A 16,344-nucleotide genomic window follows, 5' to 3' on the forward strand; every position below is an offset into this window, starting at 1 on the left:
ACCCCGCCTACTACACCATTCTTCCCCACCCCCCTCCCTCCCTATCTACCCCCCCCCCCCCCCACCGGCCCCGCCGGGGCCCCCCCGCGGGGCCCCCGATCGTGGGCACGCAGCGGCGACGCCAGATATGGCGCGGCCAGCAGTTCGTCCACCGTGAACTCCCCGGACACCTGGGCGCCCGGATTGCCCACCGCGCCCGCCCGCGCCCGGACCACCACCTCGGCCAGCTGTTTCTCGTCCAGCATCCCGGCGGCGATCAACGCCTGCGCCTGCAGCGCGGCCAGCGCGTCCTGATGCGGCCGCAGCGGGGCCAGGAAGTACGGGTCGAGCTGGGTGGCGGTCACCTGGTCGAGATCGTGGGCCAGCGACCCGCGCCCGACACCGTAGACCACCGCGATCTCGCCCTCGCCGAGTTGCAGCCACGACCACGCCTCATAGGCGGCCCAGGCGGCGTCCATCTCGACGTGGGATTCCGAGATCGGCGGCCACGCGCCCACCGCGTCGAGTGATTCGATATAGGCGAAGGTCCGGCCCTCGTGGAAATCGTGGCTGCCCGACGCCCAGAAATCGACCTCGGTGCGGTCGATTCCGGCCGAGCCGAGCGCCTCGCGCATCACCGGCAGCAGGATCTCGGCCATATCGTCGTGCCGGTCGGCGGAGGTCCCCGGCGACTGCGCGAATGCGACCACCGCGATATCACGCATCGGAACCTCCTGCGACCGGCCGGTAGTAGCGGATGCTGTTCATGGATGTGTCCAGGTCCTCCTCGGCGCACCACACCGGTTCCACGCGCATCCCGATGTGCACATCGGCGAGTTCGATGTCGCGGATCAGATGCATGAGCGTGGTGTCCGCACCGTCGACCTGGATATAGGCCACCAGGTACGGCGGGTCGATCACCTGGCCCGGGAACGGGAAATTCACCACGCAGAACGTTGTGACCACGCCGGTGCCGTCCAGTTCGAACGGCGCGGCGAGCTCGACCAGGCAGCGGGAGCAGAATTCGGGGAAGGGCAGGTAGACGCGCTCGCAGGACGGGCAGCGGCGGGCCAGCAGCCGGCGTTCCTTCAGCCCGCGCAGAAAGGTCGAACGCCCGGTTCCGGCGACGAAGGTGTAGTCCACCTTGTGCGGGCTGGTGAACGATTCCACGGGCGTGGGCAGGGTGCTCATCACGACTCCAGCGGTTCGAAGCAGACGATATCGCGGATACTGCCGACCCGTTCGGCGCGCCAGCGGGGTGCCACCCGCAGGCCCGCGGCGAGGCGGGACGGGTCGCCGCCGGTATCGACGGCGTGGAAGAGCCCGCCCTCGGTGCCGTCGATAGTGATCAGGGCCCAGGCGAAGTGGTCGGCCTCGATCTCGTCGCCGGGCCGGGTGGGCACCCAGGTCCAGTGGGTGACGGTGCCGAGGGGTGTCAGGCGGACCAGCTCGCCGGTGGGGGCCGCAGTGGCCGGGTCGAACTCCAGCGCCGGGCAGAGCACGGCGCCGGCGGCGGTGCGCACCCCGTACAACTCGCCGTCGCGCAGACCGCCGAGGAAGGTGCCGATCTTCTCGCCGACCGTCCGGTTGTACGGGAATTCGATGCTGTAGGGCGCGGTGAGACTCGCGTCCGGGGACTCGGCTGTCATCGGTCTCCTGCCGATCGGGGTGCGGTCCGGCACTGGACCGCGTGTCGATGGTGTTCCGCGCGGCGGCCCTGTGTCAATCACTTGATTGAATCGGTTGATAGCGGCATCGTGGGTAGTCCCGGACTTGTTCGAGCGATCCCCGGTGCGTCGCCCGCGCGCATGACGTAAGCTCCGAATTCAAGTAGAACCTGTTCCAATTCCTCCGGTGAGGAGAGATCACCATGGCCATCGTTGAACAGCTGGAGCCGACCGCCGACGGACGCCGGCGGCTCGAGCTGCGCAGCCCCGCTACCCGCGAACGCGTCGGCGAGATCGAGGTGAGCACGGCCGACGATGTAGCCGCGGTCCTGGCCACGGCGCGCGCCGCGCAGCCGGGCTGGGCCGCCCGGCCGGTCGCGGAACGTGCCGCGATCATCCGCAACGCGGTCTCGGTGCTACTGGCCCGTCGCGACGAGATCGTCGAAACGGTGAGGCAGGAGACCGGTAAACCGCGGGTCGAGGCGCTGGCCGTGGAAATGGTGCCCGCCTGCGACTTCCTGAACTACTGGAGTGGCCGCGCCACCAAGGACCTGGCCGACGAGAAGCGCCGCCTGCACGGCTACATGCTGCCGCTGAAGAAACTCGTCATCAACTATCAGCCGCTCGGCGTGGTGGGCGTCATCACGCCGTGGAACGGCCCGTTCATCCTCTCGCTGAACCCGATCGCCCAGGCGCTGCTGGCGGGTAACTCGGTGGTGCTCAAACCGTCCGAGGTCACCCCGCACTCGGGGGAGTGGGCGGTCAAGGTGCTGCACGAGGCCGGCGTTCCCGAGGGCGTGCTGCAGGTCGTGCACGGTGACGGCGAGACCGGCGCGGCCCTGGTGAACGGCGATGTCGACAAGATCTCGTTCACCGGCAGCGTCGCCACCGGCAAGAAGATCGCCGCCGCCTGCGCGGGCCGGTTGATCCCGGTCACCCTCGAACTCGGCGGCAAGGACGCGATGATCGTCTGCGCCGATGCCGATCTGGACCGTGCCTCGCTCGGCGCGGTGTACCTGTCGATGTTCAACACCGGTCAGGTCTGTGTCGGGGTCGAGCGGATCTACGTGGTGGAGAGCATCGCCGACCGGTTCATCGAGGAGGTGCGCAAACGCGCCGCCGAGGTGACCTACGGCGCCGTGGGCAAGGATGTCGGCCCGCTGTTCTGGGACCGGCAGCTCGAGATCGTCGAGAAGCACGTCGAGGACGCCAAGGCCAAGGGCGCCACCGTCCTGCTCGGTGGAGAATCCGATACCGCCGAGGGCGTGTTCTTCAAGCCGACCGTGGTCGTGGACGTCACCCACGATATGGACATCATGCAGCAGGAGACCTTCGGCCCGATCGTCGCGATCATGCGCGTCCGGGACGAGGAGGAGGCCGTGAAGATGGCCAACGACTGCCAGTACGGCCTCAGCGGCAGTGTGTTCACCAAGGACAAGGCCAAGGTCGTGCGGCTGGCCAAACAGCTGAAGACCGGGTCGGTGGTGCAGAACGACGCGTCGGTGATCTACGGCGTCGCCGAGGCGCCCTTCGGCGGACGCAAGGACAGCGGCCTGGGCCTGGTCAACGGCCGGGACGCGCTGCGCGGCTTCGCGCACCCGCAGCCGGTGCTGCTGGACCGGTGGGGTCTGAAGAAGGAGAACATCTGGTATCCCTACAGCGAGGCCACCGCCGCCACGCTGGAGAAGACCATCGGCACCCTGTTCGGCAACAAACTGCTGCGCCGCCTGGTGCGCTGACCGGTGGCCCGGCCGCCTGTGCGATCAGGCGGCCGGGTGATCGGCGGGTTCGTCCGCGTCCGCCGCGGCGGTCTTCCCCCGGCCGGAGCGATAGCGTTTGACGACCTCCCAGACGATCGGGAGCACCGAGACGGCCACGATGAGCAGGAAGATCAGGTCGACATTGTCGCGCACGATCGCGATCTGGCCGAGCAGGTAGCCGAGCATGGTGACCCCGGCGCCCCAGAGCACGCCGCCGACGACGTTGTAGGTGAGGAACACCGAGTACTTCATCTTGGCCGCCCCGGCGACCAGCGGTGCGTAGGTGCGCACGATCGGGACGAACCGGGCCAGCACGATGGTGATCGGCCCGTGCTTCTCGAAGAACGCGTGCGATTCGTCGAGATAGGACTTCTTGAGGATCTTCGCGTCGTCGCTCTTGAACAGCGCGGCCCCGCCCTTGGTGCCGATCAGATAGCCCACCTGATCGCCGGCGATCGCCGCGATCGGGATCAGTACGAGGAGCAGCCAGATCGGCGCGAAGGGTTCGATCTCCGCCGATTTGGAGGCGGCGATGAGTCCCGCGGTGAACAGCAGTGAATCACCGGGCAGTAGCGGGAACAGCAGGCCCGACTCGATGAACACCACGACGAGCAGGCCGAGTAGCACCCAGGTGCCGAACGAGTTGAGCAGATTCACCGGGTCCAGAAAACCCGGCATCAGGGCAAGTTCGGTGGTGGCCGCTGCGACGGCTGAGTAACTCACCCCGCCGAAGATACCGCAGCGTGGCGTGTCGGCTTAATCCGGATTGCCCGAATAGTGAATATATAGCGGTCGGATAGCCGCTCAACGGCCGGCGGCGTGCTGCCGCAGGCCGGCTTCGATCGAGGCCACCCGCTCGGCGGGGATTCCCCAGGGCTGTGCCAGTCCCAGCCGGGAATCCAGGTCCCAGAGCACACACTCCTCGCCCGGGCGCGCCACCAGCGACCACGCCACCACAGTACGGCCGAGCCGGCTCGCCGTGTCGTCACCCTGCCCGCCGCCCGACACGTTGCCGTCGCCGTCCGGGTAGTGGTGCAGGAACTGTCCATAGGCGCGCTCGCAGAACCGCGCGTACCGCCGCGTGCACAAGATGAGCCCGTGCCATGCCTCGTCGACCGCGTGCGACGGCATCCCGATCACCTGACCGTCCGCCAGCGCCGCGCCGCAACAGCGTAACCACTGCCGCAATCCCGTGGCCACGAGATCGCGCGGCTCCCACGGGCAGGTCTTGTAGACGGCTTCGGAGAGCTCGAGCTCATCGACCGCCCGCGTCACGGTGGCGGGATCGATCCCGCGGCGGCGGCGGAACAGGGTGAACGCGGACACGCTGTCATTATCGCGGACCGCTCGCCGGACCGGTCTCCTGTATCGGAGGGCGGGTCTCGGCTCGGTGGCGGATATCGAGGCGGAGGTCCGGTGGCTCCACGGTCGAAAACGTTCGGTGGCCGAGTGTTTTCCTCGGTACCGTTGAGAAATGGATCTGGCGCCGTTCATCGTGTTGGTATTCGGGGTGGGCTGCCTCACGGTGGTCGTGGGCATTGTGGTGGTGATCGTCAAGACGAGTTCGCCGCGCGGCGGTAACCGAACGCGGCGGGGTGGATACGCCTCCTCCGGTGGTATCTGGTCCGCCGATGCCTCGGGCGGTGGAAATCACGGGGACAGTGGTTCTTCCGGTAGCAGTTGCGGCGGTGGGAGCAGTTGTGGCGGTGGAAGTAGCTGCGGGGGCGGCGGTAGCAGTTGCGGCGGTGGCTCGTCGTCGTAGCGACCGGCCGGGAGAACTCGTTCGAGAGAGCCCGGCGGGCCATGGCAGCCCCGTCGAAGGCGCAGGGGGCGTATGCCTTTCGGCAGCGTGTCTGTAACTTGCAGTCGCGGTCAATATTTCGGGTGGGACACGCGAAACCGATTGTGAGATCGCACAAAAATAGGCGTTCCGCATAGGACTCGCCTTCACCACTTTTCACAGGTGGGGAACCTGTCTGCGTGTTGCGCCCATACCGATTCGGCATCGGTGGAACTGTGTAATTTCACACCGCATCAAGGGTTTTGGGTTTGTATCCCAAAATGTCCGGCGGTATATCGATATACCCGAAAATCCGTCATATCCGGCGAAACGGTCTCCGGTTGGCGGAAACCGCCGTGCGCACCATAGACCGTTCTGGGGTGCAATACCACCCTTGACATCGTTACTGTGCGTGCCGTGGTTACCGCATTGGTAGTGCTCGCAATCCTGATTCTCGTTGCCTCCGTAGTCCATCTCGCCAGTCGCCCCCCGGAGGACCTCCGGCCCCGGAGAGCGCGTGCGCGGGTCGGCTCGGAGAGCTACTCCGACTGACCCGCACCACTCGCGGGCGACAGCACGACCACGGCAATCGGACGCTTCGTCATCCGCTGGTACTCGCTGTACCGGCCCTGATTCACAGCGTCCACCAACCCCCAGCGGCGCGCGTACTCCGTATCGTCGGGCAGAGTGACCCGGGCCCGAACCGGAAACGCGCGCCGCCCGGCTTGGATCTCGCACTCCGGCCGCGCCCGCAGATTCGCCAGCCACCCCGGCGGCCGCGGCGACCCGCCGTTCGAGGCGGTGACCAGGTAATCCGCCCCGTCCCTGGCATAGGTCAGCGCCGACGTCCGCTCCAGCCCCGTCTTCCGCCCCACGGTCCGCAGCAGCAGGGTCGGATTCCCGAACAGCAGCCGATGCCCCACCAGCCCGCCGCTCTTCTCGTACAGCCACTGATGCGCCTGCAACGCCCGCACGAACAGTTTCGCCACGCGCCCTCCTCCGCTCCGGCAACGACCCCAGCCTAACCAGCACCCCGGCACTCCACGGCCGCCCGGACCCGATCAACTGGCCCCCGCCACGCCAAACGGGTACCATCCGACACTTGCGACCTCAGGTCGCTGCCAGGGGCGGTAGCTCAGTCGGTTAGAGCCGTGGACTCATAATCCATTGGTCGTGGGTTCGAGCCCCACCCGCCCCACAAACTGGGTTCTACCAGCGGAAACGTAGGGTGCTACGGCCGAGTTGATCCAGAACGGCACCTTTTCACCAATGTATGTGCCGGTAGGATTTGTCCACTGGGAATGGTCTGACGACCTGTGCGAGTCGGCGGATAACTGCGCGGCTGGTCTGGGCAGAAGTGTGCCTGCCGGGATCAGAGGAGGCCTGCGGGAGTCTCTACAGGATGCGCCTGTCAGTAGTTGCAGTTGTCACTTGCCCCGGAGTCGGGTTCATACTTCATGTCGGATACGGCACGCGACGCTCGAAGCTGTTCGACGGCTCTCTTATCGGGGTGCAGTTGCCCGGATCAACGCTCGGGCGGCGTCACCGTGTACGGCTTGCTCGGCTAGTAGCGCGAACGTTTTCTCGTGCAGCGCGATCTCCGACGGCCGGGTGATGGTGAGTTCGGCGCTCACGGTTTCGGTGATGACCTGGGCGCGGTCGTACATCACGAAGTTCGTCGCGGGTGCTCGGTACTCGGCTCGCAGCGGGATCACCCCCAGCCGCAGGTTCGGCCGCGTCGACTCGCTGAGCAGGTGTTCACGTTGCGCCGCCATGACCTCGGCGCTCCCGACGGTGCGGTGTAGCGACAATTCGCCGATCAGAATACGGAACCGGTGGCCGGCGCGTTCGAGGACGCGCCGGCGTGCCATTCGCATGGCTACGGCTTCTTCCAGGTCGTCACGGCCACCGGTGATGGCGATGCAGGCGCGCAGGACGGCACGCGCGTATTCCTCGGTCTGCAGCAGGCCGGGCAGGGTATCGGGGGCGAACCATCGGATCAGCCGCGTTTGCCCTTCCAGCTCGATCGACTGGCGTTGCCGGTGGGCGTGGCCGGCGGCCACGGTGCGCTGCCACTCCAAGTACATCGAGCGTAGGTTGCGCAGGCTGGCAACCAGGTCGTCGAGAACGGCCAGGCTCTTGCAGGCATCGCACCAGGCGGCGAGGTCCGCTTCGGAGGGTGCCTGTTTTCCGCGCTCGATGCGGCTGACCTTACTGGAGTGCCAGCCGCACCGTGCGGCGAGTTCGACGCCGGTGAGGTGAGCGGCTCGGCGCAATTCGCGTAGGCGTGCGCCGAGCGCGGACCGTGCGTCGGAGACAGCGTTCACTGCGCGTGCGTGTACTCGCTATCGGCATACCGGGCGTGGTCGATGCCGTGCTGCCACAGAATCGCTCGCGCTCGTACACAACGGTCGACGATTCCTGGGTCGGTGGTGATCGATAGGCCCATGAATTCTCCCGTTTCGGCGAAGGTGGTGAATGCAACGGTATCGTCGTCGAACAACCAATAGTCGTCGCGGGGTACCTCGTCCGGGCCGGTGAGGTGGCGGGGGAGCCATCGCACCGATTCGCCTGTTTCGATACGAATATCCGTTCGGCTGAGCAGCCACCGTGTGTAGTCCGAGTGTGGAACGGTGACCACGCGTAGTCGTTCGAGCACGACACCGCGCCCGGCTGTTTCGACCATCAGGTCATCCCAGGCTCTCCAGGATGCGGGTTGTTCCGCCGGCTCGTAGGCTTCTCCGGCCTCCCAGCGCCGCAATGCTTCGACCTCATCGGCTACGCCGTAGGTGTCCTGCACCTCCAGGTGGAAAGCGCGATATCGGGCCGTGCGGAACAGCGGTTCGAATATCCCGTCGCCGACGACATGCCGCATCAGCGCACCACCACGGCCGTTTCGTGGTCGGCAAGGGTCAGCTGCGCCAGAACCTCCGGCGCGGTGACGGGTTCGCCGGTTACGAGAAAAGCTCCAGGCGTATCGGCGGCCTCCACCCGCAACTTCATACCCGGTTCGAGCCAGTCGATCAGTTCGTGAGGGACCAGTACGGTGGCCGCGCGGCCGGTGATATCGCCTTGCACCACAAGTGCGCCCGTGTCGGCGGCATACACCGCCGGGCAGGTGCCGTGATCCGAGCCCGAGCCGAGAAGTCGTAAGTGCACGGTATGCATCCTTTGCGATCGAGATGATCTGATAGCGCAATCATCCTGTATTGGTCTGCACACGCCAAGGTTTCGCGCAAAGTCTCGCAAAGTCGTAGTGAACGCCAACTCTGCGCCTCTAGCGTCATTTTCGGCCCCGCCGCCGGGTCGGCCCACCAGAGCTGCACTCGGGGGCCATGACTCGCTCCCCGGTGGCGGGTGCACACCAACACGCGCGGGACAGGGAGCAGATGGACGGCAGGGGTAGGGCGCTCGGGTTGATCCGCAAGGATGTGTTCGGCCACGGCGTGGATATTCATCAGGTGGCCGACCGGTTCGGTTACCGGGTTGTGTGGACGATCTACCTCGACACCGGCCCGCTGGTTTCTTCGTTGATCCTGGCGGGCGCGGTGGCCGAACACGAAGCCGAGGCCGTCGTGGTGCCGGGGTTCGAGCACGCCGACGCGATGCGTCATGTCGTGACCGATCTCGCCGCGCTGGTCACGCCTGTCCAGGTCTACCCGCGCGGTCACCGGTGGCCGGTGGTCGATATGGGCCGGGCGTGATCACACTCGGCTTCCTCATTGCGGTAGGGCTGCCGCTGGCAGTGCTGGTCTGGGCACTGGTGTGGCCGGAATAGCCGGGCACGACATCTTTGCGCGGGCCGTGCCGGGCGATACAACGCTGCGGTATTGCCGAATCCCGGACAGTTCCGGTGTTCGACATTTCTTGCGTTATTCGAGCTCTACGGCTGCCCTGACCGTGCCGTCCTCGCCCACCGGCGTCCCTGCCGGCAGCAGCCGCCGCGCGGCTGCGTTGTCATCGGTGGTGACGGCGACAATCTGCCGGATACCGGTAGCCGCGGCGGCGATTCGTAGTTTTCCGGCGACCGCTCGTCCGACTCCGCGACCGCGGTGGGAGCGGCCGATCCAGACACCTGCTTCGAACGAGTCGCCTTGATATTCCAGGCGCGCCGCACCAACGGCCCGGCCGTCGACCGTGATGACGTAGGTGAGTTCGACCGGCTCCTCGGCTCGGAGCGCGCGTCCACGGTGGAACTCCAGAAAAGCCTGCTTGCGTTGAGCGGTCCATCCCGGTTCCCCGGCCACCGGGGGCATGACCTCCGACGGATCGGCATCGGCCACCGCCGCCGCCAGCAGCGCTGCGAGACTGTTCTCGGTCAGCGGCTCCAGGTCGATCGACATCGGGTTCTCTCGCATACCGGGAGGTTGCCGGTCGGTGCCGGAAGTGTCAACGGAATTCCGGCCGGGCGTGCCGTGCATCGAGTGGGGCTCGGAACCACCCCTCCGGCTCCAAGTGGGTCAGCGGGTGGCCGGTAACCAGGTGCGGGCCGCGGTCACCAAGGCGCCGACGCCGATCGGGAGCGTCGGGTCGATGACGGGGGCGTACCGGGGCGAGTGGTTGGAGGGCACGGTGAGCAGGGCGGGGTCGGTCATATCGCCCGTGGTGAACTGGGCCGGGTCCGCGCCGCCGAGCAGCCAGTAGGACAGCGGCGCGCCGGAACCGGTGGCGAAGATGCCGACGTCCTCGCTTCCGGCGCCGGCTCCCGGATCGAGGATATTGTCCGGCCCCAGCCACGACGCAAAGGCCTCGAGGGTTCTGTGCAATGCGGCCGGGTGGTTGATGACGACCGGGAAGCGTTCGATCTCGGTGATGGTGGGCTCTTCCGGCGCGCCGGCAGTGGCCGCTTCGCCGCGCACGATGCGTTCGACGCTATCCAGGATGCGCCGGCGCACGGCAGGGTCGTAACTGCGGATGTTCAACTGGATTTCGGCGTGCCCGGGAATCACGTTCGCGGCGTCGCCGGCATGGCTCGAACCGACGGTGAGCACCGCTGTCGCGGTGCTCGGGATCTCCCGGGAGACGACGGTCTGCAGGCGCAGTACCGTCGCGGCGGCCAGTACGACGGGATCGACCGAGGCCTCCGGCATGGATCCGTGTGCGCCGCGGCCGACGAGCCGCACGCGCAGCGAATCCGAGCCCGCGTACGCCGGGCCCGGATGCCCGGCGATCTTGCCGGCCGGTAGCGGCGCCACATGCTGGCCGAGGACGACATCCGGCATCGGGAATCGGTCGAACAGGCTGTCGTCGACCATGGCCTGGGCGCCGGCGCCCAGCTCCTCGGCGGGCTGGAACACCAGCAGTAGGGTGCCCAGCCAACCGGAGCTGTCGGCGGCGAGCGTCTGTGCCGCACCCACCAGGCAGGTGGTGTGCAGATCGTGACCGCAGGCGTGGGCCACCGGGACGGTGCGGCCGTCCTCATCGGTGACCGTGACGGTGCTGGCGTAGTCGAGGCCGGTGTCCTCTCGTACGGGCAGGGCGTCCATATCGGCTCGCAGCAGGGCAGTCGGGCCCGCACCGTTCTTCAGGACGCCGACCACCCCGGTCCGTCCGACTCCGGTGGTGACGTCGAACCCGGCGCCGCGCAGCCGGTCGGCCACGAGGGCGGCGGTGCGGTGTTCGCGGAACCCGAGTTCGGGATGCCGGTGGATGTCCTTGTACAGATCCACGAGGGCCCGATCGGTGCCGATACCGCCTGATGTGGTCACGGGATCTCCTCCGATGCCGTCTTCTGCTGGGCAGATGACCCGACCAGCAGGTCGTCCATGGAGCCGTACGCACGCGGAGCGGTCTGCGCGTCCGGCCATTCTTCCATCCGGTTGCCTGCGTTGACCGGAGACCGGTCGACTCGCGCCGAATCGGGGTGGCGGCTTCCCGGACTGCGCTCGCCGCATGGCATAAGCTGTGGCCTCGGCAATCGAAATGCCTGTGCTCCTGCTTGTGCGCTCGAATAGAGATACTCGCAGTATTCGATGTGATCGGTTGGATCGAAGCGTCACCGTCTCCTGCTAATGGTCCGCTGACCAGCAGCGTTGTGCTGCGTCTGCGGCGCTCGTGCCTTCCGGCCCGATAACTGCCCTGGATGAACCACACGCATGAAGGATCGGTATGAAGAGCGAAAAACGCGCCTGGGTCGCAGTGTTGACAGGAACTTTCATCGTCGCCGGTGGCGGGGCGATCGCCGCACCACCGGCATGGACGGAACCGGCGCCGTTACAGTCGCAAGGCGCCGGGGGCGACATTCTCCGTGCCGAAGCGTCGCAAACAGTGGTGTCGGCGCCCGGAATACCCGGGACGGTCCCGGCCAGGTCGATACGCCTCACCTATGCCAGCAGCGATACCCATGACGCGCCCACCACTGTGGTGGGCACGTACCTCGAGCCGCTCGCGCCGTGGACCGGCCCGGGAGAGCGCCCGCTGGTGGCGTATGCGGGCGGCACCCAGGGGCAGGGCGCCGAATGCGCGCCTTCGGCGATGCTGTCGCAGGTGGTCCGATTCCAGCCGCCGGCCGATATGATCTTCGAATACGACGCCATCGCGATCTACCAACTGCTCGCTCGCGGTATGGGGGTGGTGATAACGGACTACCACGACCTCAACGCGCCGGGCATCCACAACTTCCTCAACCGCAAAACACAGGGCTACGCGGTACTGGACTCCGCGCGTGCCGCGTTGCGTTTGCCCGATACCGGACTCGGTCCGAACTCGCCGGTCCTGCTGTACGGCTACTCCCAGGGCGGCATGGCTTCCGCGGCGGCGGCCGAGCTGCAACCGAAATATGCTCCCGACCTGAACGTGCGCGGCGTCTATGTGGGCGGGCCCCTGGTGAGCCCACAGGACTACATCGCGCGCTTCGACGGCCGCCCCGGTGTCGGAACGGCCATCGCCTGGATCGTCAACGGCATCGCCGCCGATTATCCCGACACCCGGCCGGTACTCGACGCCGCGCTGAACAACACCGGTAAGGCGATCATGAACGAGGCGATCGGTAAATGCGGCGGCCTCTCCAGCAGTTTCACACAACCGCAGAACACGACGCAGTGGACCACCAGCGGACTGCCGCTCACGGCCGTGATCGATGGCTCCCCGGAACTGAAAAGGGCGTTCGACCAGCAGCGGCTCGGGGGGCTCGCCCCCTCGGTGCCGGTCCGTATCTACTCGGCCAGGCACGATGAGGGAGCGCCGTACGCGGCCGTGCACGGTATGGCCGCGAGTTGGTGCGGTGCCGGTGCGACCGTTCAGCTGGACTCGGACGCCGGTCTGCCCCCCATATCCGCCGGGTTGCTGGGTACCCACGATGTAGCGTTCTTCCCGTCGCTGATGACCTCGCAGCAGTGGGTGACCGATCGCCTTGCCAACGTGCCGGCCCCCGCGAACTGCGCGGCCCTGCCGTAGTCCGGCGGAGGCACGACCGCCTCCGGCACTCCGATATCCCGATCGGGCAGTAGCTCTGCCGCGATCACGCATTCTCGGCTGAACGCGTCCGCGTGTCTCGCTGGCCATGTCCGGCTACCGTCGGTCCAGGAACTCTCTGCTCCGGGCCGACCGGCCGGGCGTATCGAGATATGCGGCGTTTCAGCGTTACCCGTCTTCAGCTGCCATCACTGATCAGGTTGCCGTGCGAAAGAGCGGAACGGATATGACACCTCTCAGACGCGAAAACGCGCGCGATCACAAACGCTATCTCTGGATTCTGAGCACCGTGGCGCCCGGTTGCGCGCTACTACCCTCGCAACTGGTGCACCTCACCGGGCTCACGCTCTTCTGGTGGATCGGTCCGATCCTCGTGTTCGTGATCATTCCGGTGCTGGACATCGTGGCGGGCTGCGACGGAATCAGTCCGCGCGACGAAGACTACGAGGCCTTGTCCAACGACCGCTATTACCGCTGGTGCACATTTCTCTTCCTGCCTATGCAACTCATCGGTCTGGCTATCGCGGGATACATGTGGTCCGGCTCCGAACTGACGCTCGTCGACAAACTCGGGCTGACCGTAACCTTGGGGATTGTATCCGGTATCGGCATCAATGCCGCGCATGAACTCGGCCATCGGGTCGAACATTCCGAACGCTGGCTGGCGAAAATCGCGCTGGCGCAATCCGGGTACGGTCATTTCTTCGTCGAGCACAACCGCGGCCATCATGTCCGCGTCGCCACACCCGAGGACCCGGCGAGCGCCCGCTTCGGCGAGCCGCTGTGGGCGTTCATACCGCGCAGCGCGGTCGGCGGCTTCCGCTCGGCACTTGCCCTGGAACGGGAACGCCTGTCCCGCAGAGGGAAGAGGTGGTTCAGCCGGGACAATCAGCTACTGCAGGCATGGTCGCTGAGCGTCGTGGTGTTCGGTTCGATGATTCTCGTCTTCGGGCCCGTCGTCATCCCCTATCTGGCGCTACAGGCCGTGATCGGCATCGGATTGCTCGAGACCGTGAACTACCTCGAGCACTACGGTCTGCTCCGGGCCCGCCGCGCCGACGGCCGTTACGAGCGGTGCGCACCACGCCACAGCTGGAACAGCGACCGCCTGGTCACCAACGTTTTTCTGCTCCACCTCCAACGCCACAGCGACCACCACGCGAACCCCGGCCGCCGCTACCAGACGCTGCGCAGTTCCGACGAAGCCCCACAGCTGCCGTTCGGTTACGCCACCATGGTCCTGCTCGCCGCCGTCCCACCGCTGTGGCGCGCGGTCATGGATCCCCGGCTCCTGACCCACTACAGCGGCGACACCACGCTCGTCAATAGAAAACCGCGAAAGTCCCGGAGCGGATCGCCCGGGAAGTCCGGCGACATCCTGGTGTGACAGCTCGGCAACGTACGCGCGGGACACTGTGTGCCGAGGCCGTTTTCTGCGTCGACCCACCGGTTTCCGAGCCCGCGTCATCGTTTCGAATCTCGGTGTGTGCCCGAGGTCGGGCTGCACCTGCTATCCGTTGTCGGGGGTTGGCGAGCAGGCGGCCGCGATGGCCGCGGTGTCCCAGTAGAACGGGCGGACTTCGGTGATCTGCCCGCCGACCACGGTGAGGGTCTGCAGGATGGGGAAATCCAGTTCGCGGCCGGTGACGCGGGCGCGGGCGTACACACGGGTGTGGACCACGATCGGGCCGGAATCGGACAGGATCGTCTGCTCGGCCATATCGAAGCGGTCCCAGGTGGCGCTCATGACGAGGAAGAAACGCTCCATACCGGCATGGCCGCGCCAGACGCCGCCGTAGGGGAGACCGTCGGCCTGGTGGAGTTCGACGTCCGCGGCGAAGAACGGCGCGAGCGTGGTGAACGAGGCGTTGCCCGGTCCGCCGGCGGCGAGGTACTCGGCTTCGGCGCGATACATGCCTTCGAGGACGAGCCGGGCCGACGGTGCGGAAGTTGCGGTCATGGAACCACTATCGGAGTCCGGTGGACGGCTCGCCGGCGGCAATCGGACAGCGCGTTCGACGGCACTCCGGCCGGAGCGTTACACCCGCCGGTCGCCGACTGATCGTATGGAACCCGAGCCCTTTCGTACGGTGGCCGCGCATCCGGGAAGCGGTACTCGCGTCAGTCGGTGAAACGGGCGATCGCGTCGAGCACGGCGGTGCGCAGGGCGGGGCTGCCGGTGTGCCCGGAATCGTCGACGATCCGCAGTTCGGCGCCGGGCCAGGCACGGGCGAGCTCCCAGGCGGTGCGCAGGGGTGCGGACAGGTCGAGGCGGCCGTGGATGAGCACACCGGGGATGCCGGCGAGCCGATGGGCGTCGCGCAGTAGGCTGCCGTCCTCGAGCCAGGCGGCGTGGGCGAAAAAGTGGGTGCAGATCCGGACGAAGGCCAGCCGCGCCGCATCGGGTTTAGCGCTGTACTGACCGGGCGTGCCGAGGTTTTCGTGTGCGATCGCCGCGTCCTCCCACGCGCACCATCGCTGGGCCGCCGCCGCCCGGACCTCGGGATCCGGATCTTCCATCAGTTGCCGATACGCCTCGACCAGTTCGTCGTCCCGGACGCCGGCCGGGGCGCCGGCGCGGAACCGCTCCCATTCGTCCGGCAGCAGCAGCCGCAGGCCGTGGTAGAGCCAGTCGATCTCCTGCGGCCGGGTCGTCGTCACCCCGACCAGCACGATTCCGGTGACCCGTTCCGGATGACGCTCGGCGTAGGCGAGGATCAGCGTCGAACCCCATGAGCCGCCGTAGAGCAGCCACCGGTCGATACCCAGGTGTTCGCGTAGCGCCTCCATATCCGCGAGCAGATGCTCGGTGGTGTTGTGCCGCATATCGACCGCCGGATCCGCGGCGTGCGGCCGGCTCTCACCGCAGCCGCGCTGATCGAACAGCACGATCCGGAAGACCTCCGGGTCGAACATGGTGCGCGCGCCGCGGCGGCCACCGCTGCCGGGCCCGCCGTGGACCACCAGCGCGGGACGGCCTGCCGGGTTACCGCCGGTCTCCCAGTAGATCCGGTTGCCGTCTCCTACGTCGAGCAGGCCGGACTCGTAGGGTTCGATCGTGGGAAACGGTCGCGGGATTTCCGAGGCGGTCACGGGGCAACGGTAGTGGGTGGCGACGGCGCAGCCGGGCGGCCACCGCACGGCGTCCCGGCGCGCTGAGCGCGGGTCCCAGTACACCGCCGCAGATCAACCGCACCGTCCGGCCCTGCTCGGCGAGTTCGGTCGCGGTCTCCAGCCCGGTCAGGCCGGCGCCGACGACCGTGACCGGGGCCTTCGCGGCCGTCCCGGCGAGTGCCGCGCGCAGCCGTTGGGCCTGCTCGAGTTCGGCGACGGAGCAGGCGAATTCGGCCGCGCCGGGCACCGCCGAACCCGGCGCCGCGGTGCTGCCGACGGCGTAGACGAGGTAGTCGTAGGCCAGTTCCGCACCGGCGGCCGTGTGGATCGTCCGGGTGCCGGTGTCGATCCGTGTCGCGGTGTCGACGAGCAGATCGATCCCGGTTCCGAGCAGGGAGTCGTAGCCGGCTGTCGCCGTACCCGTACCGGCGGCGAGCTGGTGCAAGCGGATGCGTTCGACGAATTCCGGACGTGGATTCACCAGGGTGACCCCGAGGTCCGGCCGCCGGCGCAGCCGGTTGGCGGCCAGGGTTCCGGCGTATCCGCCGCCGATCACGACCACATGGGTGCGCTGCTGAGGCATGGTGGCTCCGTTCTCCGGGGTCCTACCACTGGAGACGAGACCGGGCCG

Annotated in this window: 16 protein-coding genes, 1 tRNA gene and 2 pseudogenes; 5 read left to right on the plus strand and 14 right to left on the minus strand. The window is 67.3% G+C overall.

The genetic code is table 11. The features are described 5' to 3' along the window. Window positions 1-98 precede the first annotated feature (98 nt). The 3 genes and pseudogenes from ACLML9_RS14300 to ACLML9_RS14310 all read right to left on the minus strand — a co-directional run. Window positions 99-704 (minus strand): annotated as a pseudogene (locus tag ACLML9_RS14300) (lipid-transfer protein); the annotation flags it as partial. Next, window positions 697-1,170, minus strand: a complete 474-nt coding sequence (locus ACLML9_RS14305) for a Zn-ribbon domain-containing OB-fold protein (protein ID WP_411945982.1) — start codon at window positions 1,168-1,170, stop codon at window positions 697-699. The pseudogene ACLML9_RS14300 and the gene ACLML9_RS14305, both read right to left, overlap by 8 nt. Next, on the minus strand, window positions 1,170-1,628 hold the full coding sequence (locus ACLML9_RS14310) for a DNA-binding protein (RefSeq protein WP_411945983.1): 459 nt from the start codon (window positions 1,626-1,628) through the stop codon (window positions 1,170-1,172). Before ACLML9_RS14310 ends, ACLML9_RS14305 begins: the two co-directional genes overlap by 1 nt. Before the next feature lie 221 nt (window positions 1,629-1,849). Here ACLML9_RS14310 and ACLML9_RS14315 point away from each other — a divergent pair, with 221 nt between their 5' ends. Further along, entirely contained in the window at window positions 1,850-3,385 is a 1,536-nt protein-coding gene (locus ACLML9_RS14315) for an aldehyde dehydrogenase family protein (RefSeq protein ID WP_411945984.1), read from the plus strand. Window positions 3,386-3,409: 24 nt separating this feature from the next. Here ACLML9_RS14315 and ACLML9_RS14320 read toward each other — a convergent pair whose 3' ends face one another. From ACLML9_RS14320 to ACLML9_RS14330, 3 genes are all read right to left on the minus strand, one after another. Then, on the minus strand, window positions 3,410-4,084 hold the full coding sequence (locus ACLML9_RS14320) for a VTT domain-containing protein (RefSeq protein WP_411946005.1): 675 nt from the start codon (window positions 4,082-4,084) through the stop codon (window positions 3,410-3,412). Between the two features lie 126 nt (window positions 4,085-4,210). Further along, window positions 4,211-4,732: a hypothetical protein gene (locus ACLML9_RS14325; protein WP_411945985.1), complete on the minus strand. Its 522-nt coding sequence runs from the start codon at window positions 4,730-4,732 to the stop codon at window positions 4,211-4,213. A 993-nt stretch (window positions 4,733-5,725) separates the two neighbouring features. Beyond that, entirely contained in the window at window positions 5,726-6,175 is a 450-nt protein-coding gene (locus ACLML9_RS14330; protein ID WP_411945986.1) for a nitroreductase/quinone reductase family protein, read from the minus strand. A gap of 135 nt (window positions 6,176-6,310) precedes the next feature. Between ACLML9_RS14330 and ACLML9_RS14335 the strand changes: the two genes are divergently transcribed. Further along, a tRNA-Ile gene (locus ACLML9_RS14335) sits at window positions 6,311-6,384 on the plus strand. A 304-nt stretch (window positions 6,385-6,688) separates the two neighbouring features. Here ACLML9_RS14335 and ACLML9_RS14340 read toward each other — a convergent pair. From ACLML9_RS14340 to ACLML9_RS14350, 3 genes are read right to left on the minus strand one after another with little or no spacing between them, the layout of a single operon-like run. After that, window positions 6,689-7,513: a helix-turn-helix domain-containing protein gene (locus ACLML9_RS14340; protein WP_411945987.1), complete on the minus strand. Its 825-nt coding sequence runs from the start codon at window positions 7,511-7,513 to the stop codon at window positions 6,689-6,691. Then, on the minus strand, window positions 7,510-8,061 hold the full coding sequence (locus ACLML9_RS14345; RefSeq protein WP_411945988.1) for a DUF6879 family protein: 552 nt from the start codon (window positions 8,059-8,061) through the stop codon (window positions 7,510-7,512). The genes ACLML9_RS14340 and ACLML9_RS14345 overlap by 4 nt, the downstream gene beginning before the upstream one ends. Then, window positions 8,061-8,345: a hypothetical protein gene (locus ACLML9_RS14350; protein WP_411945989.1), complete on the minus strand. Its 285-nt coding sequence runs from the start codon at window positions 8,343-8,345 to the stop codon at window positions 8,061-8,063. The genes ACLML9_RS14345 and ACLML9_RS14350 overlap by 1 nt, the downstream gene beginning before the upstream one ends. A gap of 230 nt (window positions 8,346-8,575) precedes the next feature. Between ACLML9_RS14350 and ACLML9_RS14355 the strand changes: the two genes are divergently transcribed. Next, complete coding sequence (locus ACLML9_RS14355) at window positions 8,576-8,890, plus strand: hypothetical protein (protein WP_411945990.1); 315 nt, start codon at window positions 8,576-8,578, stop codon at window positions 8,888-8,890. A gap of 168 nt (window positions 8,891-9,058) precedes the next feature. Here ACLML9_RS14355 and ACLML9_RS14360 read toward each other — a convergent pair whose 3' ends face one another. Together ACLML9_RS14360 and ACLML9_RS14365 are read right to left on the minus strand one after the other, a co-directional pair. Further along, window positions 9,059-9,544 (minus strand): GNAT family N-acetyltransferase, encoded by a 486-nt coding sequence (locus ACLML9_RS14360; RefSeq protein WP_411945991.1) that lies wholly within the window; start codon window positions 9,542-9,544, stop codon window positions 9,059-9,061. 102 nt (window positions 9,545-9,646) lie between these two features. Next, window positions 9,647-10,894 (minus strand): amidohydrolase, encoded by a 1,248-nt coding sequence (locus tag ACLML9_RS14365; RefSeq protein ID WP_411945992.1) that lies wholly within the window; start codon window positions 10,892-10,894, stop codon window positions 9,647-9,649. A 400-nt stretch (window positions 10,895-11,294) separates the two neighbouring features. On the opposite strand from ACLML9_RS14365, the gene ACLML9_RS14370 reads away from it, so the two are divergent. Then, window positions 11,295-12,581, plus strand: a complete 1,287-nt coding sequence (locus ACLML9_RS14370) for a lipase family protein (protein WP_411945993.1) — start codon at window positions 11,295-11,297, stop codon at window positions 12,579-12,581. A 244-nt stretch (window positions 12,582-12,825) separates the two neighbouring features. Beyond that, window positions 12,826-13,986 carry an alkane 1-monooxygenase gene (locus ACLML9_RS14375; protein ID WP_411945994.1) on the plus strand — a complete coding sequence of 387 codons (1,161 nt, stop codon included), beginning with the start codon at window positions 12,826-12,828 and terminating at the stop codon, window positions 13,984-13,986. Between the two features lie 123 nt (window positions 13,987-14,109). Here ACLML9_RS14375 and ACLML9_RS14380 read toward each other — a convergent pair whose 3' ends face one another. The 3 genes and pseudogenes from ACLML9_RS14380 to ACLML9_RS14390 form a co-directional block, all read right to left on the minus strand. Next, window positions 14,110-14,559 (minus strand): nuclear transport factor 2 family protein, encoded by a 450-nt coding sequence (locus ACLML9_RS14380; protein ID WP_411945995.1) that lies wholly within the window; start codon window positions 14,557-14,559, stop codon window positions 14,110-14,112. A gap of 161 nt (window positions 14,560-14,720) precedes the next feature. After that, a complete protein-coding gene (gene pip, locus ACLML9_RS14385) occupies window positions 14,721-15,692 on the minus strand; it encodes a prolyl aminopeptidase (RefSeq protein ID WP_411945996.1) in 972 nt (323 codons plus the stop codon). Between the two features lie 22 nt (window positions 15,693-15,714). Continuing rightward, window positions 15,715-16,296: pseudogene (locus ACLML9_RS14390) on the minus strand (FAD-dependent oxidoreductase); the annotation flags it as partial. Between the last annotated feature and the right edge of the window lie 48 nt (window positions 16,297-16,344).

It is taken from the genome of Nocardia sp. NPDC002869, from assembly GCF_046764065.1.
GTDB classification, from domain to species: domain Bacteria; phylum Actinomycetota; class Actinomycetes; order Mycobacteriales; family Mycobacteriaceae; genus Nocardia; species Nocardia rhamnosiphila.

What these genes read in the sequence shown, in the direction of transcription:
- ACLML9_RS14305 (WP_411945982.1), bottom strand. Translation starts at nt 1,170, where the DNA reads ATGAGCACCCTGCCCACGCCCGTGGAATCGTTCACCAGCCCGCACAAG.
- ACLML9_RS14310 (WP_411945983.1), bottom strand. Translation starts at nt 1,628, where the DNA reads ATGACAGCCGAGTCCCCGGACGCGAGTCTCACCGCGCCCTACAGCATC.
- ACLML9_RS14315 (WP_411945984.1), top strand. Translation starts at nt 1,850, where the DNA reads ATGGCCATCGTTGAACAGCTGGAGCCGACCGCCGACGGACGCCGGCGG.
- ACLML9_RS14320 (WP_411946005.1), bottom strand. Translation starts at nt 4,084, where the DNA reads ATGCCGGGTTTTCTGGACCCGGTGAATCTGCTCAACTCGTTCGGCACC.
- ACLML9_RS14345 (WP_411945988.1), bottom strand. Translation starts at nt 8,061, where the DNA reads ATGCGGCATGTCGTCGGCGACGGGATATTCGAACCGCTGTTCCGCACG.
- ACLML9_RS14355 (WP_411945990.1), top strand. Translation starts at nt 8,576, where the DNA reads ATGGACGGCAGGGGTAGGGCGCTCGGGTTGATCCGCAAGGATGTGTTC.
- ACLML9_RS14360 (WP_411945991.1), bottom strand. Translation starts at nt 9,544, where the DNA reads ATGCGAGAGAACCCGATGTCGATCGACCTGGAGCCGCTGACCGAGAAC.
- ACLML9_RS14370 (WP_411945993.1), top strand. Translation starts at nt 11,295, where the DNA reads ATGAAGAGCGAAAAACGCGCCTGGGTCGCAGTGTTGACAGGAACTTTC.
- ACLML9_RS14375 (WP_411945994.1), top strand. Translation starts at nt 12,826, where the DNA reads ATGACACCTCTCAGACGCGAAAACGCGCGCGATCACAAACGCTATCTC.
- ACLML9_RS14380 (WP_411945995.1), bottom strand. Translation starts at nt 14,559, where the DNA reads ATGACCGCAACTTCCGCACCGTCGGCCCGGCTCGTCCTCGAAGGCATG.